Here is a 20901-nt window from a genome sequence, read left to right on the forward strand (position 1 = left end):
TGAAGCAAAGATAGTTAACAAGACTTTTAATTTGTGTTAAAATCTGAATAATCAGATAAATAGGGAGGGATGAAGGATGATGCAAGTTCAATATATGAAGCCATTTTACACAAAAATTACTGGAGATAAATTACGTCTCGTATTTGCTTATCAATACTTCTCAATATTAAAAGAGAATGAGATTTTCCATTTCATTCCTATAGAAGGTAAAGAAATGATAATCAACTTGAAAACGCAGCAAATTGAAAACTTATCTGAGGTTTTTGTTTTCCAGAAAGGCAATCGTTTTATCCGTTTGCCACTTTATCAATTACTACTTATTACAAATGTTCATGAGCATCTAGCACCAATTTTGGATAGCGTTGTACCACAGCCACAAATTCAACCTGCTGTAACAACAGTAAGTGTTGGCGAAATCGATCAGCTTCTAGCAGAATTAGAGGGGAAGAATTTTGATCATTTAATTGATCGAGCATTAGCGGAAAATAATAAAGCACTCTTTTTTGACTTACTACAGCAAAAGAGCCACCAATTTGGAGGGTTCGAAATTGAATAGACGAAATTCCAAGTAAGCACCTACTTTTCATTTAATGAGAAGAAGGTGCTTTTACAATGGAATGTTAAAAAGCCTACTAATTAATAGACCTTCATTTGTAACACAGATACTTAGCTTATGGTATGTTCCTATTTATAGATCGTAATCGCAGTTGGTTGAAGCTGCAGAATAATGCATAAAAAGCCATTTACCATTAATTCTCTCTTTTATATGTACCTCAACTTTGGTAGTATTTTTGCAATAGGTTTGCGCTTTACGGATTCTCAAATTGAAAAAATAATAAAGTTAGCCGATAAAAAGAGGGGAGGAGATGATAAGTGATGTTTGGAAGACGTTCAACAAAAAAAGTGCCGATTTTACGAATTACAGTAGCAGGCTACTCAATTGATAATATTGAAGGAGATTCTGCTGTGTTGGCTATTTCTGAAAGAATACATGCACAAATCCGCGGTTTGAATACGGCTAGTAAAAACATACAAGATGGCATTGCACTTATTCAGACTATCCAAGAAGCATTGAATACCATCCATGCTGTAGCACAGCGGATGAGAGAGTTAGCGATAGAAATGGCTAGTGATACGCTGACAAATAATGATCGTGAGAAATATGACGTGGAATTTAAAACGTTACAACAAAAAATTCAAGCCATCTCGATAGATACGCAGTTCAATAAAAAAGCTTTAATTAATGGGAATTATGCCAATGAGGGAATAAAAATTCATGTTGGGGCAAACTCAGGACAAAATATAGAATTACATATAAGTGATATGGATATAGCAGCCCTTTCGATTGAGCATGTTTCGGTCGCTCTTTGGGAAAATGCAGATCAGGCAATTAATATGATGGATGATGCATTAAATAAAGTATCTTATGAGCGTACAAAATTGGAGACATATCAAAATTGGTTGGAGCAAACTGATAATGGTCATCAAAAGACCATTGCTTATTTACAAAATATAGAGTTACGTATCCAAGATATAAAGGTGCGTATCCGAGAGGTAAAATCACGTATTCGTTTTAGCTATGTGAATCGAAAGTGGTTCCAACGGTTACAATTGAAGATGGTATTATACATCAACCAAAGGATGCTTATTTTACATATGCAACGAGCACAATCAACTGTGAAATCATTAGAGAATAGAACGATAAAAAGTCCAATATATTGAATAAAAAATCTATATTCGACACTGCTCTTTCGCAGCTCCAAATACTTATTTATGGAAAATAATATAAAATTTAATTAAAAAAGGTGGTGAAGTTATGCTTGGTAAATGGTCAGCAACAGGAATAACGATTCTTCGTAATATGAATCAACAATATAACACGATGAATAAGGCAATGTTGCGTATTTCTTCAGGCTATCGAATCAATAGTGCAGCAGATGATCCAGCAGGGCTTGCAATTTCTGAAAAGATGCGGGCTCAAATTCGTGGCTTAAATATGGCAGCTAAAAATATCCAGGACGGTATTTCTCTTGTACAAACGGCAGAGGGTGCACTGAATGAGACACACGCTATCGTACAGCGTATGCGTGAGTTAGCAGTACAGGCAGCCAATGATACCTTAACAGACAACGACCGTGCGCAGCTTGATTTCGAATTTCAAGAATTAAAAAAGGAAATTCAGCGGATTTCAACAGACACAGAATTTAATACAAAGACATTGTTAAATGGAGACCATTCAACAAAGGGCATTAAAATTCAAGCAGGGGCGAATGCAGGACAGCATATTGAGCTATTTATCAATGATATGGGGGCTGAAACACTTGGCTTACAAGATGTTTCAATTGCTACACGCGAGAAGGCGAATCAAGCTATTTCTTCGATGGATGATGCATTAAAGCAAGTATCCAATGAGCGTTCTCGGCTAGGAGCCTATCAAAACCGCTTGGAGCATGCCTACAATGTAAACGTTAATACTGCAGATAACTTACAAGATGCCGAATCTCGTATTCGAGATGCAGATATTGCGAAAGAGATCATGAATATGGTGAAGGCTCAAATTTTAATGCAGGCAGGTCAGTATGTGCTGGCAATGCATATGCAGCAGGCACAGTCGATTTTAACATTATTAGATGTCACAAAAAAATGATGAATTTCAACGACCGTTGAAATTCATCATTTTTTTAATGTTTACGAAAGGCTTCAAGTGCTAATTTTGCTGTTGCTGTTGCTTCATTTTGTAATGGTTGGACAGCCTGATTTAATTTTTCCTGGACAGTACTATAAGATTCAAGAATGGCTACAGCTTGCTCAAACAATGTGACACCGTTCCAATCATCTATTTCCACATGCCCAATTACAGGCTGCTCTACAATTTCAGCAAATGCATCAATTTTTGGATCATAAGAAATCGCAATAAATGGTGTTGCATAAATAGCAGAGAAGATTAAAGAATGCAGTCGCATCCCAATTAGCAGTTGTGATTGTCCAATCACAGCTATTTTTTCTTCAATCAATAAATCAGCAGGTGCTATTATACTTTTTTCCTTCATGAGCGTAGCTACTTCTTTTGACGTTTTTAAATCATGCTCACCATGCATGGGAACAAAGACAATGTGCTCACCTTGGCGGGCTAACTGGTCGAGACAATGTGCAATTTTCTCCTTATATGCTATGGCAGATGGCCAGTCACGAACACTTACAGCAATATAGCTTTCATCTGCTAGTGCTTCTGTGGCTAACCAATCGCAATGAAAATCACTACCATTTAGCCCCATCACAGGGTCAGGTACCACGATAGCTTCTTTTTGAACACCAATCTCTGTTAACAAGGTTTGAGAGGCTTTATCTCTCACTGTAATTTGGGCAATTTTAGTCAAGGCCTGACGCGTAATAAACTTACTAATCGGGTGATTAATGGGGCCCATTCCTTGGGCATAAACAAATACAGGCTTCTTTAACCATTTTGCTATTTGAATAATGCCCGCATAGTAAGGGATCGTTTTCATACTTGTTTGATCCTGCATCAGGCTACCGCCACCACTAATTAGACCATCAGCTGTTTTCAGCAATTGTCGAATTTCTTTTAGTTTCCAACGATTTATTGCCTTCACACCATATGTTTGCTCGGTAGCTGTTGGATTGTTGGATAACACAGTAATCTCGATATCCTCTTGCCATTTCTTTAAAGATTGAATAATAGCTAAGAGAATAGCATCATCCCCAACATTATCGAATCCATAATAGCCAGATAATACAATATGCATTAGGACCACCTCGCGATTGCCTTAGAAGCCCAACGATAGAGAAGTTTAAAGATTACAATAAAGACAAGTCCTATGACAAAACCAAGAACCACACTATAGCATGTACGCAATACAGAAACAGCTACTGGAATGTGTAGATGTGTAAAGGTATTTACAATAGATAAGAAGCCGATAACCCCCGGAACAAGCAGGATGCTACCCCATTTACGATTAATGCCCATTACATATAATGCTAAAACAAAGAATGGGAAACCAATTAAAAATTCCTTTGTTCTTGGACGAACATATAATGTGTTTTCAAGCCATTGTCTAAATGCTAGCTCAAGCTCACTAACAGAGCCAGAGTTACCTGTTCGACTAATATAAAATAATCCAACACCTGCAACAATAACTAATAAAAGAACATGCCAATATTTCAACTCTTTATTTAATAATGTCACAGTGTTTGATAATGAGCTTTTAAGATTTTGATCAACTAGTCGATTGATTTCAATCACTGTAAACAGTAATACACCTAAAATTGGAATCACATAAACAAGCTTAACCCCTTTAAACGCTGCAAAGCCTGTTATAAAGGCATTGCCGTTTAATAAACCAATGACAATTACAATCCCAATAAGGCTAATGCCTACTGCCTTTAAGTATTGGATCAATATTTTCGATACTTGTGTAGAACCATTGGCTGTTTTAATTACTGCATAGGTTGGTGCAAGCACTGCGATGATTAAGGCAAATGCCTGTAAGAATAGCGTGCTCTTCAGTAAAATATACGCAATCGCTAACACAGCCATAAAACCAGCTGCCGCTAAACGTAGAGGCATCCATTTTACTAATTCTGAAACAGCAAAGGTAAATAAAATACCTGCTAGTAATACGAGTGCTGTTACCCAAACTGGTATTGTTACCTTATCAAATAGCTTTGGTTCAGCAAGCTTGAAATGATCAGGCATATTCTTCTGAACCCCTGTTAAGTAATCAACGGTTTCCTTCATATTTTCATTGGGGTTACCCGTTGTTTTAATATGATAAAAAATAGAACGGATATTACGCTCCTTAACAGCTCTTGTTGTACGATCAATACTTGCGTTTAATGTTAATTTTGTCTCGCGATTCACATTAATGCTATGCAAACGAATTATATTGTAATCTGTGATTTGAGCGATTTTATTTTCGCCCTTTAGTGGATTACTTTCAATTGTATAAAAGTAGTAGCCAGCATCCTTTAATTTTTCCACTAATATATGTCCATTTTCTTGTCCAAAGCCAATTGCTTCATCACCTGCACCAAGCAAACGGCCAGCAGAGGCATCCTTTAGTGCCAATAATTGATGCACTAATTGTTCATTCGCTACTTCGTTACCTGCATTTTCAACTTTAAAAATATGTGCCAGCCCATGCTTACCCATCATATCAATGGCAGGTTGGTCATAGCCAATAGGTGTTTTTAAATCATAATGATGGTTAGATGTAGGCAGGAAATAGAAGGTTTCTTCTCCTACTTGTACCTCCTCTGGGTGTATACTATCCACAATTAGCTGCCGATAGCTTGCATGATCAGGCACACGAATATAGTACCCACGCTTTGTTACATCAACCTCGTCTTTATAAGGCGTAAACAATAGCTGTGCGGCTAATTCATTTTCTCCGTAGATCGTAATAAGGTTTTGCTTTTCCATTTCCTTTAACGTTAAAGGCTCTAAACTAACTGTTGTTAGCCCAGCTTCCTTTAAAGAAGAAAAAATTTCATCCATTGTTAAATCGCTATTTTTACTAGTAGTTTGTATTTCATCAAGGGGGATGACCACCTCATAAGTATCATTGGATTGCTCAGCATTCCACCTCTTCATCATACCTGTAGAGGAAACGACAAGTAAAAGTACAATCATTCCCCAAAGCCATTTCTGTTTTGACATAAATGTTTACCTCTCTTATTTACGAAAATCTTTTTCCGATAATTGGGATTCTCTTTAAATCTTGTTTATGAATTGCTTTCGTTAGCCATAGTAGAAGGAAATAAATAGCTCCTCCCATAATAATTGTGACAATTAAATACCCAAGTGCCCATAATCGTGTCCAATTTGCAATATCAAGCCATAGTGTTGGCAAACCAACCAATGCACCCATAACAATCGAGGCTATAATCATTTTAATCGTATCTTTTCCAAAAACAGTGAAGCGGATCATACGATAAATAAAAATAGAGTTCACAATAAATAACACAAGGTATACAAGCAATGTTGCGTAGGCAGCCCCATCAAGACCAAATGCTTGAATAAAGAAGATGTTGGCAAATATTTTTAGGACAACACCACTTATAATAATCAATGCTCCTGCCTTTGCTGCATTCATACCCTGTAAAATGCCTGTGCCAAGCAATGTTAAGGATGTAAAGACAGCGCTAAAATTAATGATTGCTAACATTAGGCTTCCCTCTAAATCTTTGAAAAGTGCAATGTTTAAAGGTAGCGTTAAGGCTAGAAGTCCGATAGCAGCAGGCCAAGAAATAAGGTGTGTCATACGATGAGTCTGCTCAATAATACTGCGTGTATCATCCAATTTATTTTCTGCAAGCTTTGTTGTAATTAATGGTACAAGAGGCAGAATAATCGAAGAGGCAAAGACTGTTGTGATTTGTACCAATGTCAGCCCTCGACCATAGATACCATAAAGATAATTAATATTGTCAGCGTCTGTTCCTGCACTTCTTAAACCATATGAAACTGTGAACGAATCCACGAAGTTAAAGAGTGCCATTGTTACAGAACCAATTGCAATGGGAATAGAAATTTTTAAAATGGTTTTACTCCAAATAGAAAAATCCTTAGTCGTATATTTCTCCTTACTTGTTACTTTGAACGAAGAACGGAAATATTTAAAGCGTAAATAGAGCAGTGAGCTAAGCGCTCCAATTACAGAGCCGACCATAATGCCCCCAGCTACAATATTATTGGAATAATTCATAGTAACAAGGCAATAGGCAGCAATTAAAATTAAAGCAACACGGACAAACTGCTCAAGTACCTGAGAAATAGCAGTAGGGCGCATATCTCCAAAGCCTTGGAAAAAACCTCGATAAACAGCCATATATGGGGCAACAAGCAATGTAAGAGCCACAATAATTAATGCAATTTCTGTTGAAGGTCCACCAAGTGCATTGGCAATTTGACCAGAAAAGCCATAAATGATGGCAAAACTAATGACGCCAAAGGATAGGGTAAGGATGCTTGCTGTTACATAAATTTTCTTTACTTTAGCGGTATCATTATGCGTATTAGCCTCTGCTATCAGCTTTGAAATGGCGATCGGAATACCTGCAACTGATAAATATAATGCCACCATATAGATAGGGTAGACAAAGTTAAAAATACCGAGTACATCATCCCCAGCAATATTTTGAAGCGGTATACGGAACATACTGCCGATTATTTTCGAAAGTAACGTAGCAATCGTTAAGATCAGTGTACTTTTAACAAATGTGGACTGACTCATTTTGCTGTACCTTGACCTTTAAGCTTTGATGCGAAAACTTTGAGAGCAAAGCGCGGAAGAACAAGCATTCTCCCGAAACGGCTTGGCTGACGCAGCAAGCGGTAGAACCATTCGAGATTCAGCTTTTGCCAAATAACTGGTGCACGCTTGACAGTACCAGCAATAACATCAAAGGAACCACCCACACCGATAAATACACCCTTTGAAAACTTATCGAGATTTTCCGCAATCCATTTTTCCTGTCTTGGTACACCCAATGCTACAAATACAAGGTCAGGCTGTAACGTAGCAATTTCCTGCGCAATATTATTGTTATTCCAGTCAAAGAAGCCATCATGATAGCCGACAACGTCAACATTTGGATAGGTACTTTGAATATTAGCAATAGTCTTTTCGATGGTTTCTTTTTGTGCACCCAGTAAATAAATTTTAAAGCGCTTTTGCTGTCCAATTTCCAAAAGTCGCACCATTGTATCATAGCCAGTGACACGCCCAGGCAGTGAATCGCCAAGAATTTGCGCTGCTTTGACAACACCAATCCCATCTGCGCAAATATAAGTCGCTTGCTTTAAATAATTCATCACCGTAGGATTTTCATTTGCCTGCATCACCACTTCAGGATTCGCTGTTACAACGAAAGTCTTTTCTTGCTGTTCAATACGCTGAACGAGTAAATCAACAAACCCTTGCTGATGAATATGTAAAAAGGGTATGCCCATAATCGTTACATGCCTCATATAGTGTTCAAACCTTTCTGTAATTCCTTTTTCACTGCAATCTATCATACCACAAAAGCAATTCTGACAGGAAATTTTCGTTAACTGTAACAATTGAGCGTTTGTATGTTGGAAATGAGCAGTTCTGGTCAATAATTGAGCGGTTGCGTCAGAAAAATGAGCGTTTAACTCCTATAATTGAGCGCGTAGCCCTCATGATTGAGCGAACATATAAAAGAAATACCATAATCCATCACAACAGAAAACATCTTATAAAAGATACCACGCCATAATTCCATGTCTACCCATAAAATTTGAGTTTCTTCTATTATAATAGTGACAAAAAATTAACATAAAAAAGAGTGCGAAATAGTATCGCACCCTCTTTTACATGATTGCTATAGATCATTTTTTACAATATAATCGCCATGCACCCAACCTGTTTTGCCATTGTAAATGACCTGATACCAATCGCCATCCTTAATAAATTCACCCTCATCATCTACTGCACCAATAATAAAGCCATTTGGTTTCACCGTTCCGACAATACTGCTTGTTGTGGAGGGCTCACTGCGAACATTCAGCATAATCGTCATATTGACAATTTGTAAGCCATTTTCGAGAATGACGTAATCATCAAGTACCCAGCCTTCTTGTCCATCTGCTCTCACTTTCAACCAGCCACCATTTTCACCAAGCACCTTAAAGGTTGTATCCTTTGGCAAATTCGTAATAATTGAAGCATTATCTACGGTATTTGGATAAGTTCGCATATTCAAATTAATAGTCACCATCCCCGCTGTACCAGCTAAAGCAGTGTCTAACGCATAGCGCTTCGATGGGTCTGGTAAAGTAACCGAAGCAGGCTGACCTTGATAAACAGGAACATCAAATACTAAATTCGTTGTTGCATCCGCGCCAATTAATTCATAAAGCTCATAAATTTTCTTCGCCTGAATATCTGCCCACATCACATGTGTTGCATACTGATGAACTGTAGGATTATCCGGATTCCAGCGCATTTTATACAATGTATCCTGTCCTTGATTAATATAACGCTCTGTTACAAACTCTGTGCCGCCAATAATCGCATCTTGCACTGTAAACCAGCCATTTGTATAAGCACGCTCCGCACCATGTTTATTAGCATCTGCATCAATAGCGCCAATACCATAAGCGTTATAAGCTGTCTTTATCTCCGTGAGCTGCTCTCGATTGTCAGACGTTACCACCGCAGGCTTGCCAGTTTGATCAAGCCCCACCTCAATACCTTTAATAAGTGCAGAGGAGCCGTTATTCGTTTCATGCAATGCATGTGATAATAAATAGATCGCATTGACATTGTATTTAATGCCTGCCTCAATAAAGGCATCTCCCATGCCACTTAAGCTTCCTTTATTTGCAAGCACTTTTTCATTTAATTCTTTAGCATTTAAATTATTCACGACAGTTGATAGCTTTAAAAATTGATAATAGGATGGGCTATCCTGCATAAAGCTTTTTGGGTGTACATAGTATGACACTAGTGCCTCGCTAGCCGTAAAAGCACCGGCACCATCAACTTTAGGGTTATTGCTAGTTTGTTTGCTTACCACATTTGCATAATTCTGTGAGTAGTTTGTCGTGATATATTGCTTACTGCCAGAAACGGGCGCTTCTAAATGAAGCAAACGATACAGTACAGTTGCTGCCTCTGCACGAGTTGTTTGTGCAAGTGGCGCAAATTGATTATTAGGCTTCCCACCAAGCAGCCCAGCGGCAACAACAGCTTGTACATCAGCATAGGCCCATTTTGCAATACGTGCATTATCATTAAAGGCAATAGGGGAGGTGGACGTCTGAATATCTAAATAATGAAGAGCCCTTTTTAACATCGCTGCCATTTGCTGACGATCAATATACGCTTTTGGATTGAACTTACCTTGTTCATCTCCTTTAATAAGCCCATAATAACTAGCCTGCTGAACAACACCATAATACCAATCATCTTTCTTTACATCGCTAAATGTTTGATTACTTGAAGCAGTTGGTAGATTGAGCGTTCGCACAAGAAATGCTGCAAACTCTGCACGTGTAACAGCAGCATTTGGACGATAATTGCCAAGTTCATCTCCCTTCATTAAATCATTGGTAATTAGATAGTTCATTTCATGGTAGGCCCAATGCTTCGAAATATCCTCTGCTGCCGCCGTAGTAGGCGTAAGATATAACATACCCGCAAGCACAGCCCCATAAAGAGGTAATGTACGTTTCATTTTTCAAGCTCCCTTCAATCGTTGATAGCCTTATCCTATCAAACTATCAAAAGTGTAGCATAAAAATAAGATATCTATTATTACAACACAGGGACAGATAGAAGGGGTTAGTCATGAAATAAAGAAAAAACAACAAAATACTACCCTATATATTTCTGTTTCTTTACAAATATAACTAAAACATTACGGCAAACTTTAATTTTTGACAATTTCGTAACCAATCCAAAAAATGCTTGGTTATTATGAAGAGTCAGGTATAATAGGTAACGTAGCTATAAGTTACCATTCCAAATGAGACAATAAATAGTAGGAAGTTTTCAGGAATCTACTTACAACCATAATTGTTATGGAAAAAAAAACTTTCATACCTAAATTTATGTTTCAATGCTTGAAATTTGGAAAAGATAGTGTTATATTATTGTAGAAAGTGAATAAGCTTACTAGAATGGTATTCTACTACGCTTTTTCTAGTAACTTTACTAACGAATTTGCTTTAGTTTTGGATTGTTCAAGAAAACTATAATACATACAGTTAGGCAACTAATAAGACAGTAATATAGTTTTCGTTGAATTAATATCATTTTTAGGAAATCTAGGGAGGAATACATTAATGGCAAAGCAAAACAAAGGCCGTAAGTTCTTCGCGGCATCAGCAACAGCTGCATTAGTTGCATCAGCAATCGTTCCTGTAGCATCTGCTGCGCAAGTAAATGATCTAAATAAAGTTTCTGGGTACGCGAAAGAGGCAGTTCAAGCTTTAGTGGACTCTGGCGTAATTCAAGGAGATACTAAAGGGAACTTCAACCCACTAAATACAATTTCTCGCGCAGAAGCTGCTGAAATCTTCGCTAAAGCTTTAGGTTTAGAAGCTAGCGGGGATGTAAACTTCAAGGACGTTAAAAAAGGTGCTTGGTACTACAACTCAATTACAGCGGTTGTAGAACAAGGAATTTTTGAAGGTGTGAGCACAACTGAATTCGCACCAAGCAAATCTTTAACTCGTTCTGAAGCTGCTAAAATCTTAGTAGAAGCTTTCGATTTAGAAGGTGACGCAAGTGTAGATGGATTTGCTGACGCTTCTTCAATCAAACCTTGGGCTAAACAATACCTAGAGATCGCTGTAGCAAACGGCATTTTCCAAGGTACTGACACAAACCGTCTTAACCCTAACAACACAATCACTCGTCAAGACTTTGCTTTAACATTCCAACGTACACTTAACTTAGAAGAGAACGAAGTGCCAGTTGAAGCATCATCTGTAAAAGCAATTAATAACACAACTGTTGAAGTAACATTTGACGAAGAGCTTGATACTGTAAAAGCTAGCGATTTCAGCATTGATGGTTTAGAAATCAAAAATGCAGCAATCAAACAATCTAACAACAAAGTGGTTGTCTTAACTACTGCATCTCAAACGGCTGAGCAAGAATATACTCTTTCTTACCGAGATGAAGTAATTGGTGGATTCAAAGGTGTGGCTGCGGTTATTCCAACAGCTGTAACAGCAGTTGAATTTGAAAATCCAGTAGTAGAAGGCGAAATTGGTAAAGAAACAACTACACAAGTTAAATCACACAAATCTCAACAGGCACCACTTGGTACACAAGTGACTGTACAAGCACAAGTAACAGTTGGAGAAGGTCAATCTAAAGCAGGTATTCCAGTAACATTTAACATCGTGAATGCTCAAGGTTCTGATAATAAAAACCCAAGCGGTGGTTTAAACCCAGCAATCGTAGCTGAAGCACTTACAGATGAAAATGGTGTAGCTTCATACGCATATACTCGTTATGCTGCAACATCTCAAGATTTAAACACAAGTGACGAAGTACAAGTATATGCAACGGGTAATCCAACTGCACGTGACTTCACAAAAGTATACTGGGCAAACACACAACCATTAACAATTACTGAAGTAACAACAGGTAATAAATTAAACAATGGTGCGAAAAAAGTTTATAAAGTAAAAGTAGCTGGCGTAAATAATGCCGCTGAATTAGAAAAGAGATATGGCTCGCGTGACATCAACGTTGGTTACTTGGATAACGTAAACGTTGCACCAGATAAAGCAAATAAAAATGTAACAGTAACAGATAATACTACTGGAATTACTTTAGGTTACCCAGGTCAATTCACAACAACTAATTCAACTGAAACAAATCGTTTCAACGCTGTACGAGTTAAATTAGATGCTAAAGGTGAAGCTACATTCACATTAACTGGTTCAAATCAAACTGTAACACCATTTGTATGGGTTGATGATGCAGTAGGTAATACAAATGCAACAATTGATCGTTTTGATAAAACAGAATTAGCAGCATTTGCAGCACCACTTACATTTGCAAAAGAGCAAGTGTTAAGTGTGAAAGTTGAATCACTTGGCACAAAAGATGCATCTGCATATGAAGAAAGCTTTGATCGTACAGGTCGTTACGAATACCGCAACGGAAATTTAGTATTAGTTCGTGATCCAAATGGACAATTAACTGGTGCAAGCCTACCAGTTCCAAATGGCTCAACTATCATTAACAACACTAACCCACTTCGTTCTGATGAAAGAGTACCATCAGGTTTCGTTTATACAGAACTTGGTAATAATGCGGTTGTAACAGGTGTAGTTGCTTTAGAAGGTGCTGGTAACTTCCCAACTAGAAAAACGAATCAACTTTCTAGTACACACCTTTCTAAATATTCTTATACTGGAACATTAAAAGAGAAAAATGAAGCACTTTCTGCTGATTTAGAAAATACAGGTGGTCGTGATTACAAAGTATCTTACACAGATAAAGATGGTAAAGCGGCACAAGCGGGTCAAGTGGTAAAAGTAAGCTTAAACTATGGTTCAGCAAAAACTACTGCGACAGCATCAGTAACGCCAATTTACTTCATTGATAATAACTCACACACAGTATATAAAGTGAGTGATTTCTCAAAAGAGAAAGAAACGTTCTCTTTATCAACTGATGCGAAAGGTCAAGTATCATTCACAGTAATCGGTGGTCGTGATAGCTATGCAACACCAACAGCATTTGTAGAAACTGGTGATAAAGATGGACTAGATACAAATGATGCACAAGAAGCAGGCGAAATCGTATACTTCGGTGACCGTACAATCAATAGTGCAAAATTAACAATTGATAATGAAGATACGACTTCTAAATCTGTTGCAGAAGAAGTAACATTCTCGTATCAATCAACAGATCAAAACAAAAAGCACTATCATGTAAAAGGCAGTACTGATTTTATTGCTACTTTCCAAGTATCAACAACATTCTCGCCAGCTACTGTAGAATACACTGACCGTAATGGTGCTTTACGTGTGGAAACTGTAAATCAAGGTAGCACAAGATCATTTGATGTAAAATCAACAAATGGTAAAGCGGATCTGAAAGTAAAATCTGTACGTGGAAACCGCGTTGATGTAACAGCAAGCGCACACAATTTACCAGTGTTAAACGCAAGCGCTTCATTCACTTCATTAAACAATGAAGGTATCGCATACGGACAATCTGTACGTGGTAAAGTGATTGCTGTAGATAAAGAGAACAACCGTATTTTATTAACAGATTCACGAGGCGAAAAAGTTTACGACTTGAAATATGAAGCAGATGAACTATACTACAAAGGTGCTTCTGGTGCATCTGAAGCAACATTTGAAGCTCATTTGAATGTTGGTGATGAATTATTCTTCACACAAAAAGCTGATGCGAACAGCAAGGCGAAGTTTGATAACTTAGATATCGATTCAGGAATCCGAGTTAATACTGACAAAGTAGCTGCAAAACGTAATGTATTTATCATTGAAGGTGACTATACGTCAACACTTAAAGAGTATGATTTTGCTTATAATGCTGTCGGAGCAAATCCACCAGTTGCACCTTCATTTATTGATGCAAATGGTAGAGCATTAGTAGATGCTGATTTCCAAATCAATGGAGATAACATTAAACTTAGCAATGTAAAAATCAATGGTAATGTAACAGTAGGACGCACAAATGCCTCTGTACAACAAGTTCTTAACGATTTTGCATTAAACAATGTAGAAGTTACAGGTACAGTAACAGTTAACCAAGGTGATGGTAATACATTCGTTATCACTGGTAACTCTAGCTTAAACCGTGTGGTATTAAACATTCCAGAACACGTTGCATTAGCTGGTGGTTCTACTATCAGTCAATTACTTGTTACACAAAACGGTTCTACTTTAACTGGTGTAACGAATGATGGTGCTGGTACAGTTAATGAACTTTCTGTAGCTCCAGGTGTTTCAATCACTCCAAAAGATGTTGTTGCAACACCAACTGCAGAAGTACCATTCACAGCTAAAACAACTACTGGTGATACAGTAGAATTAACATTCACAGCTGGTACACTTGCAAACACAACTAACTTAGGCGTAACTCCAGGTACACTTGGAACAACTTCTGGCGATACAGTAACGTTTACACTTGCAGAAGGTGTAGTTGGTAAAACATTTGAAGTGAAATTCACTCAAAATGGCGTAAACAAAACATTCACTGTAGTAGCAGGTTCTGTAGATAATACAGCTACAATTACTCGTAAATACTAATTCCCAAATTAATAAGAACGAGTTATATAATATAAAGACTGTTGACAAATCTAGTTTATCTAGGTTTGTCACAGTCTTTTTTATTTGGTTATTGGGTTGTCCGTAATCTAATAAAGTGAGTGGAATTTAAGGTAGATCAAGCGTAATTGTGAATTCAAAGTATACATAGTTTTTATCTTGGTTCAGAAGAAGACTCTTTTCTAGAAAGAGAGAGGTTGAATATCTTATTTCGTCCAGTGCAGTGGGTATTCAAATACACACTGCACCAAATGAAATGCCTCTTGTAGATGTTACAGATTTTGAAGAGGAGCTTTTCAAATAATCAATAGCATTGTTGAGTAAATGCTGTTGATTATTTGAAATATGGCTGAATTCTTTTCTGTTATAGCTTCACGGTAGCTACTTGAACCATCTCGGCTAACGGTTTGAACATGTAGTTGGGATTGAAGCTAAGTTTCGACTAATTCACTTGTTCTTCCAGGTAAGATGGTGAGTGGTTGATGTGTCTCTAAATCACAAATGAGCGTACCGTAATCATGTCCTTTTCAAAAGGTAAAATCATTAAGACCAATTAACTGTTGTTTGAGGTAATTCAATGCTTGTCGTCCGAATGAGTCGCAAAAATGTATCGTAACGAATATGTGGAAGAAAAGAACAAGCTACTCGTTCGGTTTGGTGACAATTCATGGAAAACACTAGCTTACATAAGAGCTGCTGGAGCCGTTCTGTTCTTCTAGCATACGGTTTTAACCAAGTAAAACGCTCCGTAAAAATGAGTTGTTAGCAACAAGCTTCATAGCAAAACCATTTTCGTGATTTTAACTAAATGATTACATGGTGTACACCAATTGAAAGGTCTTGTAGCACACGATTATAAAAACTGTGTAATTGGTTATTTTGTGTGCCACAAGACAGACAAAATGCACACATTTTTGTTAGCTGTGGATAGAGTATGATTGCTTTTTTTGTTGTTTGGAATAGATGAAGTGAAAGTTACTTTTCAGGTGCTTTCCAAGGAAGTAGCATAGAAATCAGTTGTAAACGGTAAAATAGAATGGTTCTTACGCACTTTTGGTGAAAGTTAGTAATACTTATTTTTCGGGTATAGTATTGAAAAGGACTGATTTTCATGCTAATTCCTTGGCAAGCACCTGAAAAGCAGCTTTTATTTTGTTCACTTCAAACAACTGAAACGACCATTATACTTTATTTACAGATGACGAAAACGTATGCATTTTGTCCATCCTGTGGCTCACAAAGTAAACACCAACATAGTTTTTATACACGTGAACTACAGGACCTCTCCGTTGGTAGTCAACACGTTCTTATCCGTTTACAATCGCGAAAGTGGTTTTGTGTAGAAGCTGATTGCCAACAGCGTATTTTCACGGAGCGTTTTTCATGGCTCTTACCATACGCAAGAAAAACCGAACGACTTCAACAATTCTTAAGAAAATTAGCCTTTTCAATGAGTTGCCGACAAGCCGAGCGAGTCGCACAATCCTGTTTAAGACGAGTCAGCCACGACACTTTTCTAAGACTGATTCGTTCAACAACGATTGCATTACCACAGACAACCGCAATCGGTATCGATGATTTCGCTTTCCGAAAAGGTCATGATTATGGAACGCTTATTTGTGATTTAAATACACATCAACCACTCGCTATTTTACCTAGCAGAACGAGTGAAACCGTTGAATCCTGGCTCGTAGCGCATTCACCTATTCAAACCGTTAGTAGAGACGGCTCTAAAACGTATCGAGAAGCCATCACCAATGCAAACGCTGCCATCCAACAAATAAGTGACCGCTGGCATTTGATTAAAAATGCAAAAGAAGCGTTGAGCAAATGGCTGGAGCAAAAACTCCCAGCACAAATTGAATGGTCTATTGAGCATGAGCATCAAATAGCCGAATTACCTAACGAAAAGCCTATAGATGAGCCGCGCTGGCAGCTTATTCAGCGAGTACAACAAGATCACAAAGAAGGTGTACGGATTTCGTACCTCGCTAAAAAATATGAATTGAGTCGTGGCACCATCTACAAATATGTAAAACAAGTCACGCCTCCACAAAAAACAAAGCGTAAAACAAAGCCTGCACAAGCGAAGCTACAGCCCTATTATGAGTTGATTGTAGCGTATGATACCGAGCATCTTACAACCAATCAAATTCTCAAGAGAATCCGTTTAGCAGGCTACGACGGCAGTCTTTCTGCTCTTCGGCGTTTTATCGAGCCTTATCGTGCAAACAAAAAGAAAGGATATACTCAAGCATTGATTCATCAAATTTCAAGAACAAAAATTTCACAATGGATTTGGCGAGGTTTTCAGCAATTGAATGATGAGCAGAAGCAAGTGTTGGAGAAGTGCCAGCATCTATATCCATTTCTTGAACCACTCGAAAAAATAGTACAAGAATATCGAACTATATTTGAGAACAGAGCGATCGAGCCTTTAATCGATTGGATGAACACACAACTAGTGAATAAAAATTCACCTTTTCATCGTTATAGTACCGGACTTCGATTAGATGTAGCGGCGGTAAAAAATGCTTTTGCATCTCCGTATTCAAATGGTTTATTAGAGGGACAAGTTAATCGATTAAAATGGATGAAACGCATGATGTATGGTCGCGCAAAACCAGATCTACTGGAAAAACGGATGCAATATCAGTTTTGATTGTATTCTGAAATAACTTTGAATTGTAGTTATACATAAGTATGAAAAATTTCACCAAAAGTGCGTAAGAACCATTTGGGGTTGACGTTTACATCAGTCCTTTTAAATACTATACCTGAAAAATGACTATTCATTTCTCTCACCAAAAGTGCGTAAGAGACCTAAGTATGTAGACTTTCGCTTAAAATGTTTTTTCTATTCATATGTGAGTTAATTTCATAATTCTAACCCCTTGTCTCCCAAGGGTTTCAAGACAATAAAAAACGGGCACCTCCCCATTTTGGTATAATTTAAGTGACCAAACCAAAATCAACCAAGAGGTGAATGCCCTATGACGATTGTAAAACAAATGAGCCTTTTTGACATCCATGAATTATTGAAAATGGAAAGTTCTCGTCGTTTTGATGCGATTTTAGCCACTTTCGATGTGCAGCCGATCTTTCAGCTATTTCGAAAGAAGACGATGCGTGGTGCTCCACGTGAATGTAATTACGGGGCGATGATTCAATCATTGATTATTCGCATTGTCGAGCGTATCCCAACCGTTAAAGATTTGGTCAATCGTTTAACGGTTGATTTTGTCTTTCGTTTAGATTGTGGCTTTTTAGTTTCGGACACCGTGCCATCTGAAGCCTCGTATTCACGTATGGTCGACGCGATTAGTCAATCAGATGTGTTAGATCGCATGCACGATGAACTGATTCAGACTGCTTTTACAGAAGGTTTTCTTGAAGAAGAACATCTTGGTTTTGACGCGACACATTTTGAAGCGAGAGATGCCGCAAAACCTTCTGAGAAAAAAGAAATCGCTCCGAAAAAACGGGGGCGTAAATCAAAGGAAGAACGTGCTGCCTGGCTCGCTGAACAAGCCGAAATCGAAGCGAATCAAACGACTTATGAAAAGAAGTTGGAAGTACAAATAACCATTCCATTGATGACTCTTTGGCAAGAAATTCCCATTGAACCAAAGTGGGGCATTAAGAAAAATAGCGATGGTAAAAACACATTCTGGTACGGCTTTAAAGGGCATTTAGCTGTTTCGACAAAAAGCCAGTATATCGTGGCGCGTCTGATGTCTTCCGGAAATCTGAGTGATAGTAAAGCGGCGATTCCGTTACTAAAAAAGGTGAATCACATCATGCCTAACCATTTCACAACGGCCATTTTCGATGCGGGCTATGATTATGAAGCGATTTATCGCCAAATATGGATACATGAGATGAAACCTGTGATTCCTTATGTGAAAAGACGCGAAGGCGAAATGGTTGGTTTTGATGAGCATTTCCGTCCAACCTGTGTGCGTGAACATAGCTACTGTTACGACAGCTTTGATGAAAAATATCAGACGCTTAAGTTCACGCGTCCAAAAGAATGCGCAACCTGTCCATTACGTGAGGATTCGCTCTGTCAAAAGGTATTTAAAATTAAATGTGAAACAGATCTCCGCAAATACACGTATCCAGCACGTGGCTCCGTAGTATGGAAAGCAATTTATAAGGAACGCACAGCTGTCGAACGAGTAAATGCCTATTTAAAGCAATTCTTTCAGTTAAACAACGTCCGCCACAGAACCGGTAGAAAAGCCAAACTGCACTTCAATCTCGTGACGTTTATTTATAATGCCTGCAAATTAGCAGTCGATCGTATGAATGTATTTTGACAGCTTCAAAACAACGCAACGTAATTTTAAAAAATTAAAAATCAGGCACAGGAGCAGTCTAAGCTCTTAAAAAAATCGAATTATGAAATTGATTCATGTATAGAATATTACAGGTTGACATGGGAACCTATACTCGCATGATTCGGTAACCAAAAAGCAGCTAGCTAACTGAACAAGACTATCCTGCTCGCCACTTCAAGTAAAATTGTAATATACAGTGGGAAGCAGAAATGTACATAGTTAAACGAGCATTTTGTATGCATTTATATATCAGTAAGATCATAAAAAAACTCTGTAGAGATTTAAAGTGTACCCTTTGTAAAGGACATTTTGAAAAAGAGCTAGGCAACTTGTTGAAGTTGCTGTCTGTATTTTGCAGGCGGCAGCTTCTTTAAGTTCCATTGCCCACGATAATGATTGTAGTACGTCATATAATTTTTAATTTCTCGTTTTACTTCTTCTAGCGTTTCACACGCTTTGATGTTTGTTTCATCTTTAAAATGCCCAAAGAAAGATTCTTGTGGCGCGTTATCCCAACAATTTCCTCGACGTGACATGGACTGTCCTAAGCCCATTTTCTTCACCAATGCTTGGTAAATCGGGCTTGTATAATGAAATCCTTGATCGGAATGGATAAAGGCATCTTCTGCTAAATGTGCATGTTTTTTTAATTGCTTCAATGTGGTCAGAGCGATGTCCAAGTGTAAAGAAGGCGACACCTCATATGCTAGAATTTCGTTCGTCTCAGCGTCTTTAATCGTTGATAAATAAGCACGCTTGCCGTTTTTATATGTTAAATACGTGATATCTGTTAATAACACTTTCCCTGCTACACCTTGTTTAAAGTTGCGTTGTAGTTCGTTCGCGCAAGTGCGATGTTCTTTCGTCGCTTTCGCCATACGTCGGGCTGGATTGGCCTTGCGAATCGGACAAATGATGTCGAACTTCTTCATAATGCGGCGAATTCGCTTTAAGTTATAGGTAATCCCATATTGATTTTGGAGCGTCATTTTAATTTGGCGTGCCCCTTTTTTACGTCCACGGAAGTGATACGCCTTTAAAATAACGGCTTTCACTACTTCATCTGCTTCATCTTGGTTTGCACGATTTTGCGCTGATTTTTCGTTAAAATAATTGTAGAACCCTGAACGAGATACGCCCATTACTTCACATAAATAACTCACCATGCGCTTTAATTTATACTTTTGAAGTGTCTGTTCAATTAATTCGAATTTTAGTTTCGCTTCGATTGTGATTTCTTCTTCAACATCTGCCTTTCGAGTAGATCGAGCTTTTTTAGACATTCATTTTCTGCACGTAATAGCTGGTTTTTGGCTTCTAAGCGGGCAATCTTTTCCTCCAAACTTCCCTCTTTTTGTGAGGGACGTCCCGAATTTGTCTTTCGTGTATCTTGTAAGCCTTCCACACCGGTTTGTCGATAAGCTGCACGCCAACGTTTTCCGGCAGAGCTAATTCGTTGTAAACCAATTAATTCTACATTTAGACCTGCCTCTTCGAAAATTTCTCTTGGTAATTTTCCTTTGTCATTTTCAGCGATGAAATGACGTTTGAATTCATCTGTATACGTAATCGCTTTCTCGCTAACTGCTTGTACATTTGGATTACGTTTTAGCTGTTTCTGTTCTTCTTTTGTAAATAATTGTTTGGTCATCTCTCATCCGCTCCAACATCTTTTTTCTCATTATAAAGAAAAATACCCTATACGATAGTCTTTTTTCAAAGTGTCTATCGTATAGGGTACATTTT

Annotated in this window: 12 protein-coding genes; 6 read left to right on the forward strand and 6 right to left on the reverse strand. The window is 37.9% G+C overall.

Annotated features, from left to right (window positions below; translation table 11 throughout):
* The first annotated feature begins 76 nt into the window (after window positions 1-76).
* The 3 genes from MHB44_RS03525 (at window position 77) to MHB44_RS03535 (ending at window position 2647) form a co-directional block, all read left to right on the forward strand.
* Window positions 77-556, forward strand: a complete 480-nt coding sequence (locus tag MHB44_RS03525; protein WP_341301607.1) for a transcriptional regulator — start codon at window positions 77-79, stop codon at window positions 554-556.
* 320 nt (window positions 557-876) lie between these two features.
* Window positions 877-1722 carry a flagellin gene (locus tag MHB44_RS03530; protein WP_341302914.1) on the forward strand — a complete coding sequence of 282 codons (846 nt, stop codon included), beginning with the start codon at window positions 877-879 and terminating at the stop codon, window positions 1720-1722.
* Between the two features lie 94 nt (window positions 1723-1816).
* A complete protein-coding gene (locus MHB44_RS03535; protein ID WP_341301608.1) occupies window positions 1817-2647 on the forward strand; it encodes a flagellin in 831 nt (276 codons plus the stop codon).
* Window positions 2648-2681: 34 nt separating this feature from the next.
* Here the strand turns inward: MHB44_RS03535 and csaB are convergent, their stop codons facing one another.
* From csaB to MHB44_RS03560, 5 genes are all read right to left on the reverse strand, one after another.
* On the reverse strand, window positions 2682-3764 hold the full coding sequence (csaB, locus tag MHB44_RS03540; RefSeq protein ID WP_341301609.1) for a polysaccharide pyruvyl transferase CsaB: 1083 nt from the start codon (window positions 3762-3764) through the stop codon (window positions 2682-2684).
* Window positions 3764-5677, reverse strand: a complete 1914-nt coding sequence (locus MHB44_RS03545; RefSeq protein WP_341301610.1) for a DUF5693 family protein — start codon at window positions 5675-5677, stop codon at window positions 3764-3766. The genes csaB and MHB44_RS03545 overlap by 1 nt, the downstream gene beginning before the upstream one ends.
* A gap of 19 nt (window positions 5678-5696) precedes the next feature.
* Window positions 5697-7253, reverse strand: coding sequence for a polysaccharide biosynthesis protein (locus MHB44_RS03550; protein WP_341301611.1), 1557 nt, complete (start codon window positions 7251-7253; stop codon window positions 5697-5699).
* Entirely contained in the window at window positions 7250-7990 is a 741-nt protein-coding gene (locus MHB44_RS03555; protein WP_341301612.1) for a WecB/TagA/CpsF family glycosyltransferase, read from the reverse strand. The genes MHB44_RS03550 and MHB44_RS03555 overlap by 4 nt, the downstream gene beginning before the upstream one ends.
* A 377-nt stretch (window positions 7991-8367) precedes the next feature.
* Window positions 8368-10224: an S-layer homology domain-containing protein gene (locus MHB44_RS03560; protein ID WP_341301613.1), complete on the reverse strand. Its 1857-nt coding sequence runs from the start codon at window positions 10222-10224 to the stop codon at window positions 8368-8370.
* A gap of 610 nt (window positions 10225-10834) precedes the next feature.
* On the opposite strand from MHB44_RS03560, the gene MHB44_RS03565 reads away from it, so the two are divergent.
* The 3 genes from MHB44_RS03565 (at window position 10835) to MHB44_RS03575 (ending at window position 19134) form a co-directional block, all read left to right on the forward strand.
* Entirely contained in the window at window positions 10835-14794 is a 3960-nt protein-coding gene (locus MHB44_RS03565) for an S-layer homology domain-containing protein (protein ID WP_341301614.1), read from the forward strand.
* A 1129-nt stretch (window positions 14795-15923) separates the two neighbouring features.
* Window positions 15924-17474: an ISL3 family transposase gene (locus tag MHB44_RS03570; RefSeq protein ID WP_341301615.1), complete on the forward strand. Its 1551-nt coding sequence runs from the start codon at window positions 15924-15926 to the stop codon at window positions 17472-17474.
* Between the two features lie 331 nt (window positions 17475-17805).
* Window positions 17806-19134, forward strand: coding sequence for a transposase (locus tag MHB44_RS03575; protein WP_053993626.1), 1329 nt, complete (start codon window positions 17806-17808; stop codon window positions 19132-19134).
* Window positions 19135-19475: 341 nt separating this feature from the next.
* Here MHB44_RS03575 and MHB44_RS03580 read toward each other — a convergent pair.
* Window positions 19476-20806, reverse strand: a protein-coding gene (locus tag MHB44_RS03580) for an IS3 family transposase (protein WP_341301616.1) whose coding sequence is annotated in 2 segments (ribosomal slippage) — window positions 19476-20422 and window positions 20422-20806 — 1332 coding nt in all. Because the reading frame shifts where the segments join, the coding sequence is not laid out codon by codon here.
* Between the last annotated feature and the right edge of the window lie 95 nt (window positions 20807-20901).

The organism is Lysinibacillus sp. FSL H8-0500, assembly GCF_038051955.1.
Taxonomy (GTDB): Bacteria; Bacillota; Bacilli; order Bacillales_A; family Planococcaceae; genus Lysinibacillus; species Lysinibacillus macroides.

Excerpts from the sequence above, each read along its gene's own strand:
- MHB44_RS03525 (WP_341301607.1), top strand. The coding sequence starts at position 77 with ATGATGCAAGTTCAATATATGAAGCCATTTTACACAAAAATTACTGGA.
- MHB44_RS03530 (WP_341302914.1), top strand. The coding sequence starts at position 877 with ATGTTTGGAAGACGTTCAACAAAAAAAGTGCCGATTTTACGAATTACA.
- MHB44_RS03535 (WP_341301608.1), top strand. The coding sequence starts at position 1,817 with ATGCTTGGTAAATGGTCAGCAACAGGAATAACGATTCTTCGTAATATG.
- csaB (WP_341301609.1), bottom strand. The coding sequence starts at position 3,764 with ATGCATATTGTATTATCTGGCTATTATGGATTCGATAATGTTGGGGAT.
- MHB44_RS03545 (WP_341301610.1), bottom strand. The coding sequence starts at position 5,677 with ATGTCAAAACAGAAATGGCTTTGGGGAATGATTGTACTTTTACTTGTC.
- MHB44_RS03550 (WP_341301611.1), bottom strand. The coding sequence starts at position 7,253 with ATGAGTCAGTCCACATTTGTTAAAAGTACACTGATCTTAACGATTGCT.
- MHB44_RS03555 (WP_341301612.1), bottom strand. The coding sequence starts at position 7,990 with ATGAGGCATGTAACGATTATGGGCATACCCTTTTTACATATTCATCAG.
- MHB44_RS03560 (WP_341301613.1), bottom strand. The coding sequence starts at position 10,224 with ATGAAACGTACATTACCTCTTTATGGGGCTGTGCTTGCGGGTATGTTA.
- MHB44_RS03565 (WP_341301614.1), top strand. The coding sequence starts at position 10,835 with ATGGCAAAGCAAAACAAAGGCCGTAAGTTCTTCGCGGCATCAGCAACA.
- MHB44_RS03570 (WP_341301615.1), top strand. The coding sequence starts at position 15,924 with ATGCTAATTCCTTGGCAAGCACCTGAAAAGCAGCTTTTATTTTGTTCA.
- MHB44_RS03575 (WP_053993626.1), top strand. The coding sequence starts at position 17,806 with ATGACGATTGTAAAACAAATGAGCCTTTTTGACATCCATGAATTATTG.